Source organism: Paenibacillus sp. Paensp111, assembly GCF_059492195.1.
This window is the reverse complement of sequence record NZ_CP168527.1, coordinates 435,183-456,392: the sequence shown is the minus strand read 5'-3', so window position 1 is coordinate 456,392 and position 21,210 is coordinate 435,183. Positions and strand designations below refer to the sequence as shown.

The 21,210-nt window shown below is 53.4% G+C and carries 9 protein-coding genes; 1 reads left to right on the top strand and 8 read right to left on the bottom strand.

Annotated elements, in window-relative coordinates:
• Positions 1 to 173: 173 nt before the first annotated feature.
• The 8 genes from ACEN86_RS02200 to ACEN86_RS02165 all read right to left on the bottom strand — a co-directional run bounded on the left by ACEN86_RS02200 (position 174) and on the right by ACEN86_RS02165 (position 19,814).
• Complete coding sequence (locus tag ACEN86_RS02200) at positions 174 to 3,557, bottom strand: S-layer homology domain-containing protein (RefSeq protein ID WP_495632751.1); 3,384 nt, start codon at positions 3,555 to 3,557, stop codon at positions 174 to 176.
• Between the two features lie 304 nt (positions 3,558 to 3,861).
• Positions 3,862 to 7,098, bottom strand: coding sequence for a GAP1-N2 domain-containing protein (locus tag ACEN86_RS02195; RefSeq protein ID WP_495632750.1), 3,237 nt, complete (start codon positions 7,096 to 7,098; stop codon positions 3,862 to 3,864).
• Entirely contained in the window at positions 7,098 to 8,357 is a 1,260-nt protein-coding gene (locus ACEN86_RS02190) for a TRAFAC clade GTPase domain-containing protein (RefSeq protein ID WP_433945179.1), read from the bottom strand. The genes ACEN86_RS02195 and ACEN86_RS02190 overlap by 1 nt, the downstream gene beginning before the upstream one ends.
• Positions 8,358 to 8,381: 24 nt before the next feature.
• Positions 8,382 to 9,029 (bottom strand): beta-mannanase, encoded by a 648-nt coding sequence (locus ACEN86_RS02185; protein ID WP_495632749.1) that lies wholly within the window; start codon positions 9,027 to 9,029, stop codon positions 8,382 to 8,384.
• 100 nt (positions 9,030 to 9,129) lie between these two features.
• Complete coding sequence (locus ACEN86_RS02180; RefSeq protein WP_495632748.1) at positions 9,130 to 10,407, bottom strand: vWA domain-containing protein; 1,278 nt, start codon at positions 10,405 to 10,407, stop codon at positions 9,130 to 9,132.
• 533 nt (positions 10,408 to 10,940) lie between these two features.
• The gene (locus ACEN86_RS02175) at positions 10,941 to 13,529 is read right to left on the bottom strand and encodes a transcription initiation factor TFIID (protein WP_495632747.1); all 2,589 of its coding nucleotides are present in this window, start codon (positions 13,527 to 13,529) and stop codon (positions 10,941 to 10,943) included.
• Positions 13,530 to 13,532: 3 nt separating this feature from the next.
• Positions 13,533 to 16,922 (bottom strand): tubulin-like doman-containing protein, encoded by a 3,390-nt coding sequence (locus ACEN86_RS02170; RefSeq protein ID WP_495632746.1) that lies wholly within the window; start codon positions 16,920 to 16,922, stop codon positions 13,533 to 13,535.
• Positions 16,923 to 18,029: 1,107 nt separating this feature from the next.
• Positions 18,030 to 19,814 carry a vWA domain-containing protein gene (locus tag ACEN86_RS02165; RefSeq protein WP_495632745.1) on the bottom strand — a complete coding sequence of 595 codons (1,785 nt, stop codon included), beginning with the start codon at positions 19,812 to 19,814 and terminating at the stop codon, positions 18,030 to 18,032.
• Between the two features lie 436 nt (positions 19,815 to 20,250).
• On the opposite strand from ACEN86_RS02165, the gene ACEN86_RS02160 reads away from it, so the two are divergent.
• Complete coding sequence (locus tag ACEN86_RS02160) at positions 20,251 to 21,204, top strand: hypothetical protein (protein WP_495632744.1); 954 nt, start codon at positions 20,251 to 20,253, stop codon at positions 21,202 to 21,204.
• The last annotated feature ends 6 nt before the right edge of the window (positions 21,205 to 21,210 follow it).

Here is a 21,210-nt window from a genome sequence, read left to right as displayed (position 1 = left end):
ACTTTCGATAGAACTTTCGATAGAACTTTCGATAGAAATCGCAATAGAAATCCCAAAAGAAAACACAAAGAAAACCCTCATTCCAACACCTTAACAGGTCATCGAAATGAGGGTTTTGTGGATGAATCGCAGGATGACTCTTAGCAGCTTGTACCTGGTGATCTCTTCAGAACCTACTGCTGTTCAATAAGCTGCTTAATGGTGCTGTCGCTCTTCAATGCCCGCAGAAGAACCGTGATCGCTTCCGCACGTGTAGCCCGGTTGTCCGGCTTGAATAGGGTATCTGTTACCCCTTGAATCAGCTGGGCCTTGTAGGCTTCCTCAATCGCATTCTTGGCCCAGTAATCGCTGCCTACATCCGTGAGAGAAGCCTTATTTCCGGTCGCAAGCTGACCTAGATCAAGAATACGCCCCAGGATCGTAACCATCTCTGCGCGGGAAATTTCCGCATTTGGCCTAAAGGTGGAATCTGTGTAACCGTTAATAACACCCTTCGAAGCCAGCGTTCCAATGTAACCTGAAGCCCACATTTCTGCCGTATCCCGGAATGATGCAGATCCTTGAACCGCATCCAGTCCGAAAGCGCGGCAGACCATAGCTGCAAACTCGGCTCTGGTAACTGGAGCGTCAGGACGGAACGTGCCATTCTCGTAGCCATTAATGATACGCAGCTTCACAGCCAGAATAATGTCGTTACGGCCCCAATGCTGCGCAATGTCACCGAACGCGGTGCCCGTATCCTTCGCGGCGGCAATGGAGTCTTTGACGGACTGGATTACCTTCTCCTCGTTAATCACCTTGCTTTGGAAAGGATTAACCTTGCCAGGCTCTGGCTTGGCATCCGGCCCAGTTGGTGCTGCCGGAGTTGTAGGAGTTGCTGGCGTTGATGGTGTCGCCGGTGTTGGCTGACCACCGCCTCCCGTACCTGGGCTGCCTCCGGAATTGTTGGCGACGGCCTTGACAGTTTTGGCATCCGTAGATGTCCAGGTCTGCCCGCCATCTCCCGAGAATCTCATCACATAATCCCAGTTCCCGGCTTTATTCGGAACGAAATTAGCACGGTAAACGTCATTCTTGCCTGCATCCTGGGCATAATCCGCATTCACCCAAGTATACTGAGCATCTTCACTGAGCTTGTATCCAAGCTGCGCTTGGATATTCACACCGCGTCCCACATAATTCGTCACATTCTGTGAACTGACTTCTGCCGTGATGTCGTCCGTTTTAGTACCTGCACTCAGTTGTTTGGTCAGTGCAGACAAGTTCTCTGCCTTCTCGATCGGAATCTTAGGCAGATCCGGGCTTGGAGTTCCGGTCGTTTTATTGAGGGTGTAGGAGTCGAGCACATTGCCATTCTTCTCCGTTGCTTTTACCGTTAAGTTCTCTCCGTCCACGCTCACCAACAAATAGTTGGTATCATCCGTATCGTTCTTGTAATAAGCATCCCATACCTGCTTGAACGGATCATTATAATTCTTATTGCCCGACCGGCCGGTGATATAGTAGACAGTCCCCTTGCTCGTGTTATCGACAAAATTATTATTGTTAATCGGGTAACTTCGAGTAATCGTATGGTCATGGCCGCCAAATACCAGATCCACATGATATTTGTCGATGATCGGCTGGAAAGCCTTTTTCACTACCTCGGCATCGACATCGCGGCTGCTTCGGCTGTAATAGGAGGCTTTGTGATAGAACACGATTTTCCACTTCTTGTTCGTGCTCTTCAGATCGTTGTCCAGCCAGGCCGCCTGCTCCGCAAGAATGTCGCCCATCTTCACACTCTGATCGGTGTTAGCTTCCGTATTCTGCGAATTCAGCACGGTGAAATGCACGTCGCCATAGTCATAGGAGTAGACCAAGCCTTTCAGGCGATCAGGGCCGTTCTGCGGGAGATTGAACTGCATCTTGAAATTTTCGGCCTGCTCATTCACCCCGTAGGTTGAATAATACTCATGGTTCCCGGTGACAGGCATCTCAGGGATGTTCTCCACCACCCCTTCCGAACCTTCAAACCACTTGTGCCAGTGCTCATAGCTTCCTTTTTCCACTACGTCGCCGTTATTGACCATGAACTTGACTCCGGGGTTGGCTTGATAAGCGGTGTTCACCGTCTCTCCCCAGTTCCGGTAATCCGTCTCTTCCTGACGTCCGCTCTGGCTATCGCCAAAGATCAGGAACTTGAACGGTGCAGCGGCGGCAGCCTCGGTTGTAAAGGTAGCAGTGTCGCTCCAATTCGTCCCGTCTCCGACCCGGTAGACGTATGCCGTACCCGGCTTCAAGCCGGTCAGTGTCGCGGTAAAAACGTTGACATTAGCGCTGACGTACGTCGTTTTGTAGAGTTTGGCTTGACCCTCTACCGATGTATTTACTCCAGGAAAAGACTCCACGCTTGATTTCTCGGCATACTGGACATAGTTCCGGGTAACATCGGACCCGGTTTTCCAGGTGATCGTCTGCGTAGTCTTCGCATCCCCCGTCCAGGTCAGCAGCACATCGAACGGCTTCAGAATGGTCTGCTCATCATAGAACTTGTTCACCTTATAGCCAAGGATCTTCTGATCCCACGTTACTCCGTTGTCGAGGGAGAAGCGCATAGCATAATACCACTTGCCGGCACGATCCGGCGTAAATTGGGCTCCAAACCGGTCGCTGTTACCTACATCGTCTTTATACACTGCGTTAACCCACGTATAATCCGGATCGGTCTCATAACGGTAACCCAATTGGGCTGCAACGTTATTTCCCTTTCCGGCCACGTTCGTAATATCCTCGGCCTCTACTTCACCTGTGATCTCAGGAGTAGGCTCACCTATCATCAGCCGGTCATTCAAATCGGTGAGATTGGCTGTTGATTTCACCTTCGGAACAGGGAGGGTATCCACGATCTCCAGAGCAGCTGTCGCGCTGACCCCTTGATAGACACCGGTAATTGTTACAGTTCCCACAGCAGCGCCGACAGCAACCTCGGCCTTTCCATTTGAAATGGTTACAGCTTCAGGGTTGCTGCTCGTCCAGGTGACATCTCCCGTCAGATCGGCTTTAGAGCCGTCAGACAAGTAGCGAAATGCCTCAACTGGTGTGCTTTGCCCCGCTTGCAGCTGCTTTTGGTTAAGAGCTACTTTCAGAAAATAGGCCGCAGAGTTGCCGCTAACCTTCGGACTGGCATTCAGGAAATCCACATAGTCTCCTCCTGTCCAGGAAGCCTGCGGGATGTACTTGTACTGAACGACTCCGCCTGTCTTTATGAAGTCCTCAGTGCTCAGTTGATAAGAGAAAATATTTTGATCCACACCGTTCACCTGAACCGTGCCGTTTGGGGTCATCGGCTTGAAAGTCCCCCAGTTCGTAAAATTACCATTAATATACATCTCGGACTTAGGTGAATAGGTGCGCACGGTAACTGTTCCGTCCTGGTTAAACTCTGGACTTGTTACGGCTGCTGCCTCGCTGGCAGCTTGGACACTCGGGATTCCCCCTGGCTGCAGCATACCCAACAGCAGCATACTGACCAATAATAATACAGATACCTTGCGTAACTTCAGCTCTCTAAACAAAACTCCGCCTCCTCCATCTCTTTTTATACAAAATCTTACATAAAACTACGAAGTTCTCACCCCATACTAGAGCCCATATGTTATCTGGATGTGAACGATGAATATAAATTATGTAAAGGGAGTTACCCGCTAGAACCCCATTCATTAAGAATTCAGAAATTCCACGAGAGAAATGAATATTTATGCAAAAGTAAAAAAGGAACATTAGACTCGGGTACATCTCGTCAGAGATCCTGGGTCCAATGTTCCTTTATTTCTTTATTTCGTTCTGCAAAAGTAATCCGTCAATCTATACAGCCGACACTTACTTCTCACCGGCAGCTGCTGGCTGGGTAAAGTATATGAAGTCCAGATCAGCTGCACTAATTCTGCTGCCTGGAGGAATGCTGTATGCCTTGGCCAGCGTCGCTGTCAGCTTATTGAAATAAGCAGCCGGATTTATGGCAGGGACATCTTCTGATTGGTTATCTGTATTTAGTACATCTGTCTTCGATTGCCCTTTCGCCGTTCCGCCAGACTCGGCTTCACTGATGGCATCGGCCTTATTAGTGGAAGTTCCATCGATAGTATTATCGGATATTCCATTGGTAGTTCCTTCGGCAGCTTCATCGGCTGTCCCATGGTTAGTTCCGCTCGCGGTTCCCCCGCTTGTCCGGCCAGCTGTCCCAGCGTCTCCACCCACTTCTGTTCCGCTCACAATATCGCTTATTCCATCAGCTGTTCCCTCTGTTGTGCCGCTGTCTTTGCCATTAGCTGAAGCGCCAGCTCCCGCTGCCTTGCTGCTTTCGGGCTCCAGAGCTGCCGGATTCGCACTATCTGTCGTCTTAGCACCAGCTTCGCCATTTGCTGCTGAGCTGCCGCTGCTGCATTCGTGAGTCAGATTGAAAAGCTTCAATTCCTGACTCTTCGCCTCTGGCGTAGTTACAGTAACTGACTTGGCACGAAAAGCCTCACACTCCGCGCTCGTCTTGAATAGAAACACCAGCCTTGTAACTTCCTTGCCGTTCTCGTCCTTCACCTGCTCGGCGTAGACGGCCCGTTCGGGTACCTGGGCCGCGGGAGCATGCCCCGCGGAGCTCGGCTTGTCCGAGGCCGGAGGCACCGCTGCTGGCGGCACTGCAGCCGCAGGTTCCTTCTTGCTGAAGGCCCCTGACAGCTGGAGTATGCCCATGGTTCCTGCAGCGAGCAGCAGCAGGATCAATACACTGAACAGGATCGGCTTCCTGCCTCTGCCGAACATTCTCGCCAGCGGAGAAGCCAGCTCCTGACGGGCCTTCTCATATACCGGCTTCAGCGCCCGGCCAGCCTTGTCGAAGTATTCCTTCCAGTTGGTTCGCTTCTTGAACGCATCCCGATCATGTCTCCGGAAATACGCCAGGATGGCGGCTTCATAGGCCGGAGCCAGCTTGCTTCCCCGCAGGTACAATGGCTGCCCTGCCGACCAGTGGAAGAACCGGTACACCGTACCGGGGCTCCCTGCATAACTCCGCAAGGCATCTACCAGCGGAGCATACTCCAGGGAGTCGGCAGCTCCTCCCCGATAGTACGCCAGGGTAAGCCGGTCGAACCGCTCAGCGTTCACTTCATCCCTCAGCCATCTGCGGCCAGCCTGCTGCACCTCATCCATCTCGGCAGGCTTTAATCCGTCAAACACATGCACATCGGGTTCAGCCTCACTGAACCAGGCAAATAAGGATTGCAGCTTAGCCAACTTGGATCTCAGCCGCCCGTCGAGCCGCTGCGAGCCAAAGTCCCCGCCTGTCTCCGCCAGCCCGTTCAGGCTGAGGAGCTCCTGCTTCGTAAGCTTATCGAGATCCAGCTCGATCAGCAGCACACGCCGGGCCGCCTCGGCGAGGACGGCATAGATCCCTGCTGCACCAAGGCCGAGTTGGCCTTGGGCTTCCGTCGATTTTCCAAATCCTCCGTAGCCGAATTGGCCCTTCTCCTGGAGCGGCTCCCGGTGCGCGCCGAGCATAAGTAGCACCTCATTTACGGACGCCACGAGATCTTGCTGCGCCCTAAGCTTTCCTGTCAGTTCCGACCGGGCGAGCTCCCGCAGCGAACTCTTGTCCCATATCCCCGGATACAGCCGATCCCATTCCTGTACAAGGCTCACAACTTCACGGGCTCCTTCGGCAGCTTGGAGCCTTCCCTGCATGTAAGGGTCGAAGAGCAGCGAAGCGAGCTGATCATCCTTCAGCACCTGATCGAAGTAGGCTTTCCGCAGGGAAGGATGATTCTCGATTAGAGCATAGAGTTCCGCAAATGCACTCTTGCTCTTAACCGCATTCACTGCCGCACGTATGAAATACTCCACGATCTTCCGTTCATTATTTTTCGGATCGATCCGGTAATAATCCTTGATGCATTCTGCCACCGCAAGCTCAGGGGCCTTGCCAGACTTCACATGATCGAATTCCCGATCGAAGCTGGCCAGGAACAGATCGTTCAGCCGCTCCTTGTCCGGAAGCGCCCCGGCTGGACGAAGGTACTCCAGCATTCCGCTGAGGGCAGCTACTTTGTGATCCTCGTAGAGGGCTTCATTGCCTCCCTCAATCTGGTACAGCACACTAAGCTCATGATAGCTGGAGATCGACATCGCCTTCTCAGGGCCCATATCCTTCAGCATAATATCCGCGAACCGGTGGAAGTCCTCCAGCTGATCCAGCCGTGCAATCCGAGACCAGATCAGATCCAGATAAGGCTGCTTCGCCCAGTCCAGCTCCACATTTGTCACCCTTCCGGAGGCGAGATCGAAGGTATAGTCCTTCTCGATGCTGCGGTCCCCATGACGCAGACTGCCGCGTTCGACGCAAGAGAGATGAATGCCTTTTCGGCTCTGCGGCTCTTTGGCATAGGTAAGGAAGCCGAGCTTCCTGCGATAGCTGAACGGCAGGGCCGCATACACAAGCTCAAGCAGGGGAACAGCCGCTTCCGATACATAGGAAGCCGGGACATCCAGTGCCACATAGACCTTGCGTCCACTGACTGCCGAAGACATGACAGCGGACAGCAGCTGCTTGAACATCCTCTCCGGGATATGCAGTTCCTCCAGCAGCTGCACAGGGTCCACCTCTCCGCTGTCCAGTGAAGCCTGGTCCACAGGAATCTGATCCAGTGCAGGAAGCTGCCCGCCCTGCTCCATATCATAACTGTCCAGGAACCCGGCATGGAGATAGGAGCGGTAGTTCCGGACCAGTTCCTCTGACCGGGAAGCAGGAATGACATAGTTATGAGTGAAGAAAGCGCTGCGCAGGCCCGTAAAATCAGCTGCTTGATAAATGCTGCGCCCCAGCACCGTATCTCCATTCTCCGAATGGAACAGATGAATGGCGCCGGGATAAGCGGAGTTGTCTTTCTCCCCGCGTGCGGTCAGCTCGGCGGGTGCATCGTAGACGCAGAACGGATGCAGCACTTTTTTGATAAAAGAGGCCTCAAGCCCCTCGGATCTCGCTACCGTATCGAACCCTTCGGTCTGACGGAAGATGCCGCGCCGTTCGCGTGTATAGATCTGCTGCTGAATCGGAGCGAAGGGTTTCACTACGCTTCACTCCCCTCGATGTAATTCAGCTTGTACAGCAGCCAGATGAACGGCTCATCGACCCGGATCGGGCTGACGACGCCCTGCAGCTTCTGATCGACGGGGTTGCTTCCGAGCGCCGATACCGCGAAATAGGCGGTGTCCTTGAAGTACACATCCATCGTCCCTTTGAATGGACGATCCACCTTCTCGATCAAATGGCGGACCTCGCCATCAATGTTCTCGAACTCCGTCAAGTTCAGCGTCCGGCGGTGGACGGCATTGTTGAAGATGTTGCTGTTCTTCTTGATGTACTCGCCTTCCTCATCCGCCAAGGCATGCAGCATATCACTCTTCGTCAGCACGACCGCGGTTGGAATATCGGTCTTCCCTTTATCCTCGTAGGCGATGAAATCCCCGAATAAAGTCAGCACCACATCGCGCGGTTCGTCATACTGCGACACCCATTCGCCCGGCTTGTCGCCATGCTTGATGCGGATCTTCTCGCGGATCGAGCGGATCTGCAGGGGATCGACCATGAACAGAATGCCGGCGGAATTCTTGATATGCTGGCCGTGCAGGCCGAGATAGTCCTGATCCACCATGCCCTCGCCTGCTACATCGAAGAACACCAGCGTCAGCGGTGGCTTGGACTCATCCTTGAACACGAACTGGAAAATAAACGGCTCCTGCATCTTCTCCTTCTGCGTGGAAGCAAGCAGATCTCCCCGCTCGAACAGCGGCTCCTCATAGGAGGAGCGGAACTTGCGGCTGATCTCGGCATTCAGCGGCATACAGGCCGCGCCAAAGTGGTCGGCAGTCTCATGCTGGAGCGTATGAATCAGCGAAGTCATATACACCGACTTCCCTGCCTGCGATGCCCCGATAATCGAGATAATATTGCTCGGCACCTTCCCCGCCGTCACCGGCAGTTCATTGTGGCACCTCGGGCAGAGCCTGCGGCGTGTGACCACGCCGTACCGGTCACTGAGGCCAATCAGCACGTTATCCGAATACATGTGGTGCTCCTCGTGGATATCCCGCGGATGCAGGATCGCCTCGATATCATAGACGGTATCCAGTCCGAAGCGCTCCCGGTACTTGTTCAGCTCGTAATCCTCGCCGAGGGCATAATCTTCATCGTCCTCCCGGTGATGAGCTGCCCGGAACACCACTTCCTCCGGCGAAAATTTGCTGAAGCAGTAAGGGCAGACGATATCGTAGTAGAGCGGGCGCGGAGCCGGCTGGGGTTTCTTTTTGAACATATTGAAAAAACTCATAACTTCCTTCCTCCTCCCATGCTGTTATTCCGGAATCAGTTCATACGTATGGCCGTATCGGGGTCCGTCCGTGAAGAACAGCCGGATATGATCCTGCTTGCCGATTTCGATGACAGGCAGTACATTTCTGCCTGCCGCAAATGGAGTGACGAACGGGTAAACCGTTCCATCCTCCTTGCTTGCCGGATAGCCGCCCTGCTTCTTCACATAACAGAGCACATCCTTCGCAATCGGGACCTCGGAGGTCACCGTAATCTGTACCGTCTTGTATTTGCTGAACAGCCCACTCTTCTCGCGGACCGAATAATAGATTCTCGCCTTGCCTATACTGGCTGTCGTGCGATTCCTGCCGTCACGCTGGCGGACCAGGACGACCTCGCCCTGCTCGGTCCAGCCGGCGAATACCGTATACTCCAGCTGACCGATCTCCTGGATCCGGTCATGGTATCCATTGCTCGCCTTATACTCGTCGCGAGTGTACAGCCTTAGTGCGCTGAGCGGCGGGGGCTCTTCGGAGAGGCCAGCATCAGGCCCCACAGGTGCTTTATGAATATAGACAGACTGAATGCCTTCAGGCCAGCGCCAGCGCAGGGTGCATCTGTCCTCATCCACCCGGTGGGTCACTTCGCTGATTACCGGGGCGGATGAATCATCCCCATCGATCAACCGCATGCTTTTCGCCTCCTGTAGCTCGTGTTAGATGTCTTATTTGTCCGTATGGAATGAACTCAAGAAAGATAATTATGCCTTACCATGTTCTTGCTCAAGCTGATTAAAAGCCCTTGCTGCGATTATCATTCGGCCGCCCGGCAAAGGTTTCAGCGCCCCGGGTCCGTCCGGCATACGGTCTTCCGCCGGAAGAGCGGTAATGTTCCTTGATCGGCACGATCCAGGCGAACAGCGTGATGACAGCGGCAAGCACCACATCAGCCGTCAGACGGCAGAGTACATCCGTATGCTCGTGGCCGCTGAGGCCCAGCTCAAGGATAAGCCCGGCCAGCAGCCCGGAGACTGCGCCGCCAATCCCAAAGCTGCGCGCCAAATACCGGTTGTCGAACATGAGGCCGAGGGCAATTCCCAGCGCAACGCCAATAATCAGCAGGGCTGCAATTCGCACAATTGCGTAGTAGATACTGTCTGCAGCAGGACCCGTGCGCTCGGTGACCAACGTGCGATCGCCAAGGGTATCGTAAATCTGCTGGAATACGAAGGATAGATTCCCCGCATTGGACACATCGCTGTAGCTTCCACCTGTCTGCGAAGCAATCGTCTGGAGCAGATTGGAGCCGCTGGAATCGACCAGATTCAGCCCTACCGTATTCACTGCAATATGACGGCTCTTATATTCGGCCAAGGTGCTGTCCAGATCCACGCTGCTTACCCCGTCAGACAGCAAAATAACCATCGTGCCTTGACCGCCCTCGCTCTGGTCTGTGATATGCTTCATCGTCTCCGTCAAGGCCAGCCCGATGTTGGTTCCCCCGTCCGTTGCAGGGATGGAATCGATGGCAGACTTAACCCCGGTTCTCGCAGCCTGATCGCTCAGGCGGACGAAAGGCTGTATGATATTGGCACCATCGTTGAACGTAATGACAGCGACTCTTTTGTCCCCATCCATCTTGTCTACGAGCTTCTTGGCCGCCTCATAACGGTCATTCTTCGGATCGTTCTGCTTCATGCTCCCGGAGCTGTCGATCACCATGGCGATGTCCTTAACCTGCTTTACGCCTCCCCCGTTCAGTTCATAGACGAACTCCAGCGCAAGGGATACCACGAACAGCATCACCAGTGTGGCAGGCACAAGCAGCTTCCATGATGCATCCACATAGCGCTGACGCCATGAGGTTCCGTTCAGGCGCGGCAGGATCATCTCCGCAATCAGGCAGGAGAGTCCCACCGACAGGGCGAGGATCCCAAAATACAGTCCTATGATCAGCAGATTCGGCCACTTTCCGCCCAGTTCAGCGAGCAGCCACTCCCCAATGGCGAAGCCGATTACCCCTCCGATCAGACTGAACAACGTTAAGAGCAGATTGAATTTACGCTGCATTGTAGGCATGCATCCTTTCTATATGTCATCCGGTTCGCAAAGAACTTAGCGGTTGCAAAGGTGAATTAGAATAATTGATGTATATCAGGCAGCCGTATGAAATGTTCCTCCGATCGCTGTTGTGCCCGGATTTCTTATTTAAATTTATATAAGGTAGAAATCCGGGCACAAAGATGATGCTTCCGATGTTGCTTTCTTTCAGAAAGCTTGTAGGCGAGCGCTTCGCTTCTCCAGAATCATTTCACACTCTTGCCAGAAGCAATTCTTAAAGCCTAAATTATATAGCGACTGCCCTCCGCCTATTTTCCATCCCTGAATGTAAGTCTAGCAATCCACTCCCGCTGTTTTTTCATTCCTTGTGGAAACATAGTGGCTACTTTCAAATTATTGTTCATGCTTGGATGAATAATCAACGTTGTCTCTTCGCTGCTTGTTCATCCTTGGATAAATAATCAGCGTTGTCTCCGATGTTTTTTCATCCCTTGATAAATAATCAGCGTTGTCTCCGATGTTTTTTCATCCCTGGATTACCGTTACCGCAGCTCCGGTAGCCGCTCCGGACTGGTGGCGTGGAACTCATATCCGTTCTGGATATAAGTCTCGTAGTAGACTCTCCCATTCCTATAGAACATCAGATCCTCCAGGTGAAATCCGCCCATCAGGCACAGCTTCTCGACCCCGCTGCTCCGGTTCTCATGTACCATGCCGAGCTTGTAGATCCGGGAGGTCTCATCCGCGCCCAGTGCGTACCGCATGAATTCACTGCCCGCATCCCCGAAGAAATATTTCTCCTCATATCGGTGCTCATGCGTGTAATCGAACAGCCGCACATGAATCACGGCATGCTCTTCAAGGGTACGATACAGCTTCTTGAACAGCTCATCCTTGGAGAGCACCTGCTTGTTGTTGTACTCAATCGTTACATTGGCCCGCCGCAGCAGCTCCTCCTCGAACGTCTGCGAGAACGGCTCACTGGTGAGGATATCTCTGCGGCATACCGCGATCATCCGCTCCGTCAGACCGTGAATGCCGCCATTCAGCATATCGGCAGGGCTTCCCATATATCGGTCCTGAAACAGAATGTCCGCTCCCCGCCGCGCCTCCAGCTCACTCAAGACTTCTGCGGTGACCCGTTCATAATACTCCATGATGTTCTGGCCGATGTAGTCGTCAGCCATCCGGATGCTCCGAAGCGCGCTGCTGCGCAGTGTGTCTTCGAGCTCTTCAAGCTGCCGGGTTATCTTCCTGAAGCGGTCGTGAAGAAGATCGAGAACCGCCTCGTATTGACGGGCCAGCTTGAGCTCCATTTCAAGCCGGAGGATATACAGCCTAAGCGCATAGACATGGTCGATAAAATACCGGATGAAGCTGCGCACATTGTGCTTATCCATCATCGGCAGCCGCTGAAAGGGCTGATCCTGCACCAGACCCTGATAGGTCTGGACCAGCTCCGCCTTCGCGGATTCCACTTGCCCCGCCAGCTCACGGATCCGTGAGCGGTAAGCTTCGCGCAGGCTGCCTGAGCCGCCTGCTTCATCTGTCCACTCCGCCAGGTGGAAGAGTCCCACCTGCGGATGAAGAGCACGGCTCCTGCGGACCACGGTTTCCAGTTCCTCATCCAGCCGGAGCGCGGCGAGCGCTCTATCCGCTTCGCGAACATAGTTGCCCTGGAAATACAGCTCGCCGCCATCCCCGAGCAGCGCCGCTTCCGCCTCCCGCAGCGTCATCGACTTCAAGGAAGAGTAGCTGACCCCGTGGGTCATCATGCCGTTCATATCGGCCAACCGCGTCTCGTCCGGCACGATCCGCTGCGCCTGCTCGGCGAGCGAATCCGGGTCCAGGCCGAAGAAGCTCAGCTTGTCGCTGTTCTTCCACTCCAGCGGGCCGTTCATCCGCAGGATGAGCTGCCGGTAGAAGTGGTAAAGCACAGTCAGCGCAATGGACTCATTCGGGCGCTTCACCTTGGAGAAACCGGCGGAGACGTAGCCTTGACGGCCGGATTCGGTCATGATGTTATTTTTGAAGCTCGTATTATTGTAGGCTGCACCCGAGACCGAGTCATACAGCGGATCCTTCTTCTGGCGGTTCTTCAGCAGGCTGATCTGGGAGATAATCTCGTCATTATCCCGCAGCCCGCCGGGCGAGCTGACCCCGCGCTCGTTCTTGTCGGACAGCACGTAGACCAGGTCAAATAGCGGAGAAGCCGGATGTGTAACCGGGATGGAGAGGCCATCCTCGGTCATCAGCAGCGGTGCCGAGAAGGTATAATCAGACTGCTGCATCATGTCCAGCTCCCGCAGAAAAGCGATCCCCGCAGCTCCGCTGTACCCGAACGCCTCCGCATCTTCCCGTTCGCTGATCAGGGTGAACAGGTCGGTCTGTACCGACTTGAAAGACTGGCCGAAGATCGTATTCGCCAGCACCGTAACCTCTGGTACGAACACGTTCAGGGGATCCCCCGCCTGCGTGATGACAGACAGATGAATACGATCGAATGAAGAGTACAACCGCCCGTAGTCGGCGATCCGCTGGCTAACCCGGCGCAGCGCCCGGTTTAACTCCAGCACGGAGCCTGGCTCCTGATAAAAGGCCCGGTACGTATCCGGCCGAAGGGCCTTCATCTTCATCTCTGGCTCCCCGGACTTGATGCGGGGTACGCGGTAACGTACAACCCGTGGATGTTCCCCTTCCCACTTCCGTGCTCCTTCTCGTTCCCTTATACCATCTAGTCCTCTTACACCATCTAGTCCTCTTACACCATCTACTTCTCTTAATCCACCTAGTTCTCTTATTCCTTCTAGTTCCCTTACTCCATCTCGCTCTCTTACTCCATCTCGTTCTCCGCCTTTTCCCCTTCCTTCCCCATAAGAAGGGGAAAAGGCGGCCGTAACCCCTGCCGCCGCTCCCTCCTGTGAAGTCAGATGGAAATACATGACTCCTGCACTGTTATCCCATTTCTTATCGTGAATGCGAATGATCGGTTCAATGGCTTCCGCGACCTTATCACCAATGAACAGATAGACCGCAGGATAATGAATGCTGCTCTGGTCATCCTGCTTGCCGGTCAGACCTTCCTCAGCCGCCGCGTAATCTGCCGCATACTGTTCCAGTAATTGTCTCATAGGCTATTTCAACCTTCTGCGAATATCGCTGAGCTTGGTGGTCATTTGCTTGTAGAACTGGTAAGCTTCCTCTCCGTTCGCAAGCTCCACCCGTTCATACTCCAGCCGGTCCCTGGCATCCAGGAAAGTCTCATACAGCTCATCCAGCTTGGACAGAAGAGGAGTAATGTCTTCCGAAGCCGTCAGCTCTGCGTCTCTGCGGGACGCCTTGCGCAGCAGGGTACTGCGGTTCTTCTCGTCCAGGGCCCGGAAGCTGCCATACACTTCGAACTCGGCAAAATTCCGGCTTTTCATCAGATTCGCGAACGGCTCCCAGGCTTCTTCCTCCTCGTCACGATCATATACGTACAAAGCGCCCTTTTTCGTAATCGTGCTAGTGTACAGAGCTTCAATGAATTGATCCAGCCATTTCTCTTCGTCTTGATGCTGTCCGAGCAGGGCTTCGAGAGCAGCTGCCTGCTCCTGAATCGCCTTGTACTTGGCAAGCTCCTCACGGACGCGGGTGATCAGCTCCGGTGAACGGATCAGGTTCTCCTTGGCCATGTCCTCATTAATGCTGCCAAAAATATCCCTGCTTCCCTCGCGCTCCAGCCCCTGGGACAGCAGCCGCTTCAACTCGCCCAGCGCCCGCTTCACCTCACCCAGGTTCGGCTTGTTGGAAGACACCTGCATATCGTATGCGCGCAGCACATCAGACAAGCTGAACGGTCTCGTCAGAACAACCTCATACCGGTTGCTTGTGTTCTGGTCTATCCCTTTCTCCGCAATGATCTTCAGATCAAGCGCCTCATCAAATTCGCGACGTACCCGGGCGTTGTAAGCCTGAACCCGCGGATTGGCATACACATCACCCCATGACTTCTCCGGAATCGGAGATGGCAGGTAAGTCCAGTTCGTCTTGTCGGTCTGCACCAGGTGACGGCCGATGCCTTCCTTGTCCAGAATCGTACGTTCATAGCTCTCTTCATAGACCTTCAGCGGCGTGTAGACGAAGAGCGGTACCCCGTTCTTCGTATTCAGCCAGAAGATGCGGTTCTTGACTTCGCTTTCTTTTACCGTGAAATGGGACTTGCCCACCGCATTGTTCTGGTAATTCTTAATCCCCTTGAGGATGCTTGGCGCCTGAACCGGCACCGACACGAAGCCCCAGGACGGGAAGTACAGATTGCCCGCGCTGTTGCTCAAATGGAAGACCGGAACCGCCTCATCATCCAGCTTGCTGGCGATATTGCGCTCCACGAACTTCTCAATCGATTCATCCTGGCCGTATTTCATCAGCAAGAAATCTTCCATCGACTTCGTGATCAGGTCCCCGAATTTATCCGTCAGGAACTCGCTGATCGAGCTGACAATGTCAATCTCCTGCTCCTTGATCCACTGATTGGAGTGATCCAGCAGCTCCTGCGAGAAATCACGGATCAGATCATCAACATCCTTCGATTCCATGAGGCTGCCCACCACTTGAGAGATGTCCGGCACACTGACGATATTCCAGTAGTACGTCTTGTTCCCTTTGTGATCCTCCTGCTCTTCCCCGTTAAGAAGAATGTCTCCGTTCTTGGAAAAAATCGAATTCAGCGCGTTCAAAATTTCCGTGAACACATTGTAAATCCGGGTATTCTCCTTGTTCAGCAGATCGTACAGGTCCTCGTAAAATTCAATCATCTGCTCCGTGCGTTCCACATCGGCATGCAGCCAATATTCATTAATCTTCGCTTCAATATAGGCGTTCTTCTTCTTGTCCTTGGACACGAAGGCGCTCTTGGCATCGCCCAGCTTCTCGTCCGACTGGTCTCTGGCCGCTTCAATGTCGCGTGGAATCCGCGTCAGGTTCTCGCGGAGCGTCTCGATGTAAGACAGCAGCATTTTGAGCAGGCTGAAGCCTTTCTCGGTATAGATGAGACGGGAGACATAGAACGGACCCTGTTCCGGATGCAGGAACAATCTGCGAATCTGATCCGTGAATTGCCCTGCAATTTCACCCGGCAGCTGCTTCTTCGCCTTAATGTATTCCTCGCGGGCCCGGGTAAGGAAATTCTGCTCCAGCTCGGTGTCCATATTGACGACCTGCTGCTTAACCACGTTGTTATAGCTCAGGCGCTCACTGTTCTGGTAGCCCGGAAGCGGCTCAGGTACGCGGGACTCGAACGTCTTGATCATGGTGTCCAGGTCGATGCCAAGCTTGCGGGCGAACTTCTCTACGTCATCCTGCGTTGGCGCCTTCTCGAACATTTTTTCCATTTTGCCGAAGAGACGGAAAGCCAGGTAAGTGGTCATCTCCTCAATCGGCAGGACTGCGGAAGAGGCCCCGATGATGTTGTATTCATAGTTGGCCGGATACAGCTTGTTCATCTGCGCAATATTCGTGCGGATGTTGCTGATGTAATCATGGATGGCGAATTCCTCGCCGGACTGCTTCTCCTCACTGGCCATAAAGTTCGTGATGTTCTCTGCCGTGACGTTCATGCAGTAATCATACGCGTTCTCCAGCAGCTTGCCTTCGGTATTCGTGGCCGAGATCAGATGGCACAGATTGAACGGCGGCAGCGGGGAATTCACGGTCAGAATATTCCCGTACTGCTGACGGAACCGCTCGCCGCGGCTGTCCACGTTCATCCAGTAGTCGAGCTCTTTGAGCGCGGCATAGCCGTTCTTTTTAATATATTCACGGGTATGCTCACTTAAGGACTTGCTTGCCAGATTAATATCCGGCGTGAACAGGTAACCCAGCGTATTGACGCGGTCAATCCCCGCCGAGCCGTGATCCCTCTCGATAATGCCGCGGACAATATAGGCAATGTCCAGGAACGTTCCGCTGCCTGTACCCCCGGACAATCCCGTGAGCAGGAACACCATCAGCTTCTTGTTGGTGCCGACGGACAGCGTCTTGATCTTCTTATCAATGGCCTGAACCACCTGATTAATCTTCGTAAAAAGCAGCAGTCTCCCCGCCTGGCGCACCCCTGCGGCACCATTCATGCCGTCGGTGATGCTCAGCTCCGGCGACAGCCAGTCTGTAATGTAAGGCTCAAGGATGCTGCGGTTCTGCAGCAGTCCGCCGATCTCGGCATTCGACAGCAGCACGAACTCGTTGATCGGATCGAGGCCGATGCCTTTGTAACGCTTGCCGCGGTCCTGCTCGTTCGTCTCAAAAGCAAGGAATTCGACGTTGTTCGGCTTCTCCTGTCTCTTCTTCGAGATCGGATCCTCCGGCAGCTTGAATCTGCGGTTAATCTGATATTTCAGACGCAGCAGGGCATCGATCCCCGTTCCGCCCAGGCCGATGATGAGGATCGGGTTGTCGATGGTATCGACGCGGATCTTCTCGCTGACGATCCCTCCGCCCAGTGATACGTCGAGCTGCTGAATATGTTCTCTTACTACCGGTTTCATATGTTGACCCCCTAAGTGGTCGGAGCAGATCAGCTTTCTTCCGCTTGCTCCGAATTTGAGTTCGTTAAGTAGCGATAAATTAATAGTGCGGTAAAGACCGCTGCGCGGATGGATCATTCTTACGATCGCTGTTGTCAGCGGATTTCTTTGATTGTCCACTTTCTAAGTGGAAATCCGCTGACAAAGGCGACCGCTCACGCTTCTCCAGAACGATTCCATCCGCTCCGCTGGGCTTGTGCCATTTATGTGAATGCTGGAGCAGAATACATTGCAAAGCAACTAAATTAGAACAATCGAATTTATATAACGACAGACTTATTTAAAATCGAGTTATGAGATCTCAACTGATAACTCAACTCTCCTTTCACACTGGGCTTAGCCGTCCCTAAGACTACCAAACGAACCTGAAAGGGAGCTGATCGTCTGCTTTCTCCCATCAATCTTTACAGTGACCCAAAAATTGTAGAGCCCCCTGCATTCCTCTCAGACCCTTAATCATAAATCGGGTCTTCGCTGCAGGTACGTAAGGAAGTAATTGCTGCAGCTAAGCATCACCATGACATACAAAGTCTTTAATGTATGGTCGCCCTTCGCCCTTCTACTACGTGCTGTAGGGCTCGTTCCCTACAGCACCGCCCCCTGCCCAACAACAAATTTGTTAAACGGGGCCTTTGAAGGAGCTGCCACCACGCACCCAGCGGAGAGGCCGGAATCGTTCTGTAGAAGCGCCAGCGTTCGTCTTTGTCTCCCGATTTCTACCCCTGCGGGTAATAAAATCAAGAAATCGGGAGACAACAACGATCGGAAGAATGATCCGGCCGTAGCGGGCTCCAGTGCAAGCCCTTCTACTACGTGCTGTAGGGCTCGTTCCCTACAGCACCGCCCCCTGCCCAACAACAAATTTGTTAAATTGAGCCTTTGAAGGAGCTGCCATCACGCACCCAGCGGAGAGGCCGGAATCGTTCTGTAGAAGCGCCAGCGCTCGCCTTTGTCCTCTGATTTCAACCACTAGAATCCAATCAGGAAATCAGAGGACAACAGCGATCGGAAGAATGATCCGGCCGCGCAGCGCGTGACTCCACTGCAGCCCCTTCAACAGTTCTAATTTCACACCAAGTATTCGAGGAAGATTGTCTTATCCACCCCGATCAGCGGGATGGTCAGGCGGTCGCCGCCTTTGAGTTCAAGGCCTTTGGTGGCGTCGATCGCACGGCCCGACTTCTCGATGGTGCTCGGGCTGGTGTTCTTCAGCACGATCCGGTCGTTCGCGCCGGGAGTGAAGATGATCTTCTCCGTCTCCCGGAGCTCGGGCGCCAGCTGCAGCAGCTGGTGAAGATTGAACTTGCCTTTGAAGGCTGCCAGCTTCTTATACTGCGGATACGTCTTCTCGCCCGTGTTCTCGTCCCGAATCTCGATGACGATCTGACCGACAAAGCCTTGGTTCGCTTTCTTCCACATCCGAAGCAGGAAGTAGAGTGCAGCCAAGACCACGGCAAGACCGATTACACCCAGAATAACGGCTAAGGTTGGAAAAGGTTTCTTGTCCGGGTCATTCGCACTCGCTGCGGCCCCCGCCCCTGCGCTTGCCCCGCCCGGCTTCGCACTGACCTTCACGGGAGGCGTCTCGCGGTAGAAGCTCTTCTCCTCCGCCCTGACTTTGATCTCGTAAGCATGTTTGTCCGGGATCTCGAAGGTACCGCTGAAGTGATTCCCGGTATTCCCGAGCTTCGTCTCTGTCGTCTTGCCGGTGTCGAGGTCCTTCGCAACCAGCACGGCGTTCATATCTTGATAAAGACTTGTATTCTGAATTTTCTTCCCGTTGCTGATCAGGTAGGAGTTGATGTCAATCTTGTCGCCCTTGCTGTAGGTCTTGGCCGGGATTTGATCCATGGCCAGCTCCATATCGTAGTTGAACACCAGGTTGATATCGATCTTGTCCTTGGCTACCCCTTTGACCTTCAGCTTCCAGTTCCCTTGATCCGGCTTCAGCAGCTTGATCAGGGAGTAGGTCTTCGACTTCGACACCAGCACATCACTTGATGGAATGGCTACTTCCTTCCCCGACGGATCATACAGCTTCGCCTCAACAGGCTTACTAGACATAATCGAAATGTTGGCTTCCAGCACGCTCGCGTTCGGTACATTGACCGTTACATCCTGATAGCTCCCATTGGCCGTAATCGACTGGATGGGAACGATCTTCAGCTTCAAGTGGCTAGCGAAGATTTCACTCAGAATCTGGGGCAGATCATCGGCCGTATCGGTTACAAAAGACTTCCCTCCGGTCTTCTGGGCAATCTCCCCTAGAGCCGCCTTGTTCAGCTTACCGTCCGCGTTAAGACCAATGGTATAGACGGGAACTCCGTCTTTCTTCGCCTCAGCCAGAGCCTGATTCAGCTCCTGATCGGACTGCTGCTGGGTTCTGCCGGAAGCCTTGTTGAAATCGTTATTTCCGTCGGCCAGCAGAACGATCATCGGTTCGTGGGACGGATCGGCGCCATTTTGCAGCACCTTAACGGCTTCCTTGACACCAACCGCAATGTCCGTGTAGGAGCCCCGGTCAAGCCCGTCAATGAACTGCTTCAAGTCGTCTTTGTCCGAAGCGGACTGAATTTCGAGCAGTGCCTTCTCCCGCTGAATGCGGTCCGTATAGGCGACCACCCCTACTTTATCTCCCTTGGCAGAGAGCATATCAATGAACATTTTCATCGCTTCATTGCTGATTTTGTTCCGGTCACTCTTGTTCATGGAATTGCTGTCGTCCACGACCAGAACCGCATCGATTTGTGAAGACTGCTGGGCGGCTTCAGCGACCTGAAGATTGCCTGTCAGAGGAATCAGCAGGGAGAGCGCGAGCAGCAGCGTTAACGTTAATTTTTGTCTTGGAAGCATAAGGATACCCCTTCACTTGAAATCGGAATAATTCTACTCTATGGAACAGGTCTTAAGATTTTATTAAGAAGATATTAAGATAGCGTTAAAAAGACAAATGTCTACTATAATGAGACATGTTCCTTACTAATTCTACCAAATCTATGACTTTATGATATAATTTACCACCCCAAAGTTCAAACCTGGATGTCACAGCGGCAAGGGCGTGACTCTACTTATTTGAAGTAGCGCCAGAACCCTTTTATAATGACGGAAAACAGATCACATCCAGGATAGAAAGGATCCTTGTCATGATTGCATACGGATGTATTGGAATTTTGTTTCTTTTTGTGCTCATCCGCACGATTCTCTATTATTCTCATCGCAGGCACCCTTTTCCCAGAGAGGAAATTGACCGGCAGGTGCTGTCCATCATCAACGACAGGCGGGAACGCTCATGAAGAAGGTCCCCGTTCAGATCCGCCCCCTCAGGCGAACACGTTATGCCTACCAGCGGCTCAGGGTGTGCAAGAACTGCCTCAATTTCACGGTCCTATGGGAAAAAGAATGCCTCAGCTGCGGCCGATCCTCCTTCATACCGGTTGACACCATGGCCCTTCGGCTGACCAAACGCTCCATGCAGACCGAGCGGCTAATCGCGCTCTTCCTGACGCTGGCGGGGGTTCTATTCAGCACAACCTTTCAGGAGATTGCGATCTGCCTCGGATCTGGAATCGTGCTTACCTTGCTGCTCTGGCTCGTACAGAGACAGATGACGCAGAGTGAAGCCCCGCGCAGGCTGCATAAGTGGTTCGAGAAGGAGCAGCAGCGGCTGATTGACGGCCTGCGCCTGAACATCGAAGCCGCGATCAGCATGAGACAGCAGGATGAACGGCTAGCCTATGAGATGCTGCGCGAAATAGGAACCCTCGTGAACAGTGACCGCAACCGGCTGCAGCAGATTTCGCTGCTCCGTACTTTTGTGCTCCGCAGAGATATGGATCTGCAGCTCGAGTCTTTGCTGCTGTTCGACTTCGATGAGGGACTGGCTGAATATATCGGCGAGATTGCGAAGATTAAGCCCGAGCTGATTAAGGAGCGCACCCTGCTGTACGTCCTCGACCACGAGCCGGAGTTCCTCAGTATGGCGAACGGACGGGATATTCTGGCGGCCACCGTGGGCGCTATCGTCCGGATGAAAAGATACGTGGTGCTCTACCCGGAATTCATACGCAGATATGCGCGGGATTTGCCAAAAGACCGCTTCCTGCGCCTGTTCCGGATCGTTACGGGTGATCCGCATCTGCAGCTTGGCTATCTCGCCTCGGAAGTGGCTGAAATTTATAATGCGAAATATCAATGGGACCCTGATTTTCAACAATCCGCCCAATCAACTGGACAACAGCGATGAGGCTAT

Coding starts and splice junctions, on each gene's coding strand:
- ACEN86_RS02190 (WP_433945179.1), bottom strand. CDS start 8,357: ATGAGTTTTTTCAATATGTTCAAAAAGAAACCCCAGCCGGCTCCGCGC.
- ACEN86_RS02185 (WP_495632749.1), bottom strand. CDS start 9,029: ATGCGGTTGATCGATGGGGATGATTCATCCGCCCCGGTAATCAGCGAA.
- ACEN86_RS02180 (WP_495632748.1), bottom strand. CDS start 10,407: ATGCAGCGTAAATTCAATCTGCTCTTAACGTTGTTCAGTCTGATCGGA.
- ACEN86_RS02175 (WP_495632747.1), bottom strand. CDS start 13,529: ATGAGACAATTACTGGAACAGTATGCGGCAGATTACGCGGCGGCTGAG.
- ACEN86_RS02170 (WP_495632746.1), bottom strand. CDS start 16,922: ATGAAACCGGTAGTAAGAGAACATATTCAGCAGCTCGACGTATCACTG.
- ACEN86_RS02165 (WP_495632745.1), bottom strand. CDS start 19,814: ATGCTTCCAAGACAAAAATTAACGTTAACGCTGCTGCTCGCGCTCTCC.
- ACEN86_RS02160 (WP_495632744.1), top strand. CDS start 20,251: ATGAAGAAGGTCCCCGTTCAGATCCGCCCCCTCAGGCGAACACGTTAT.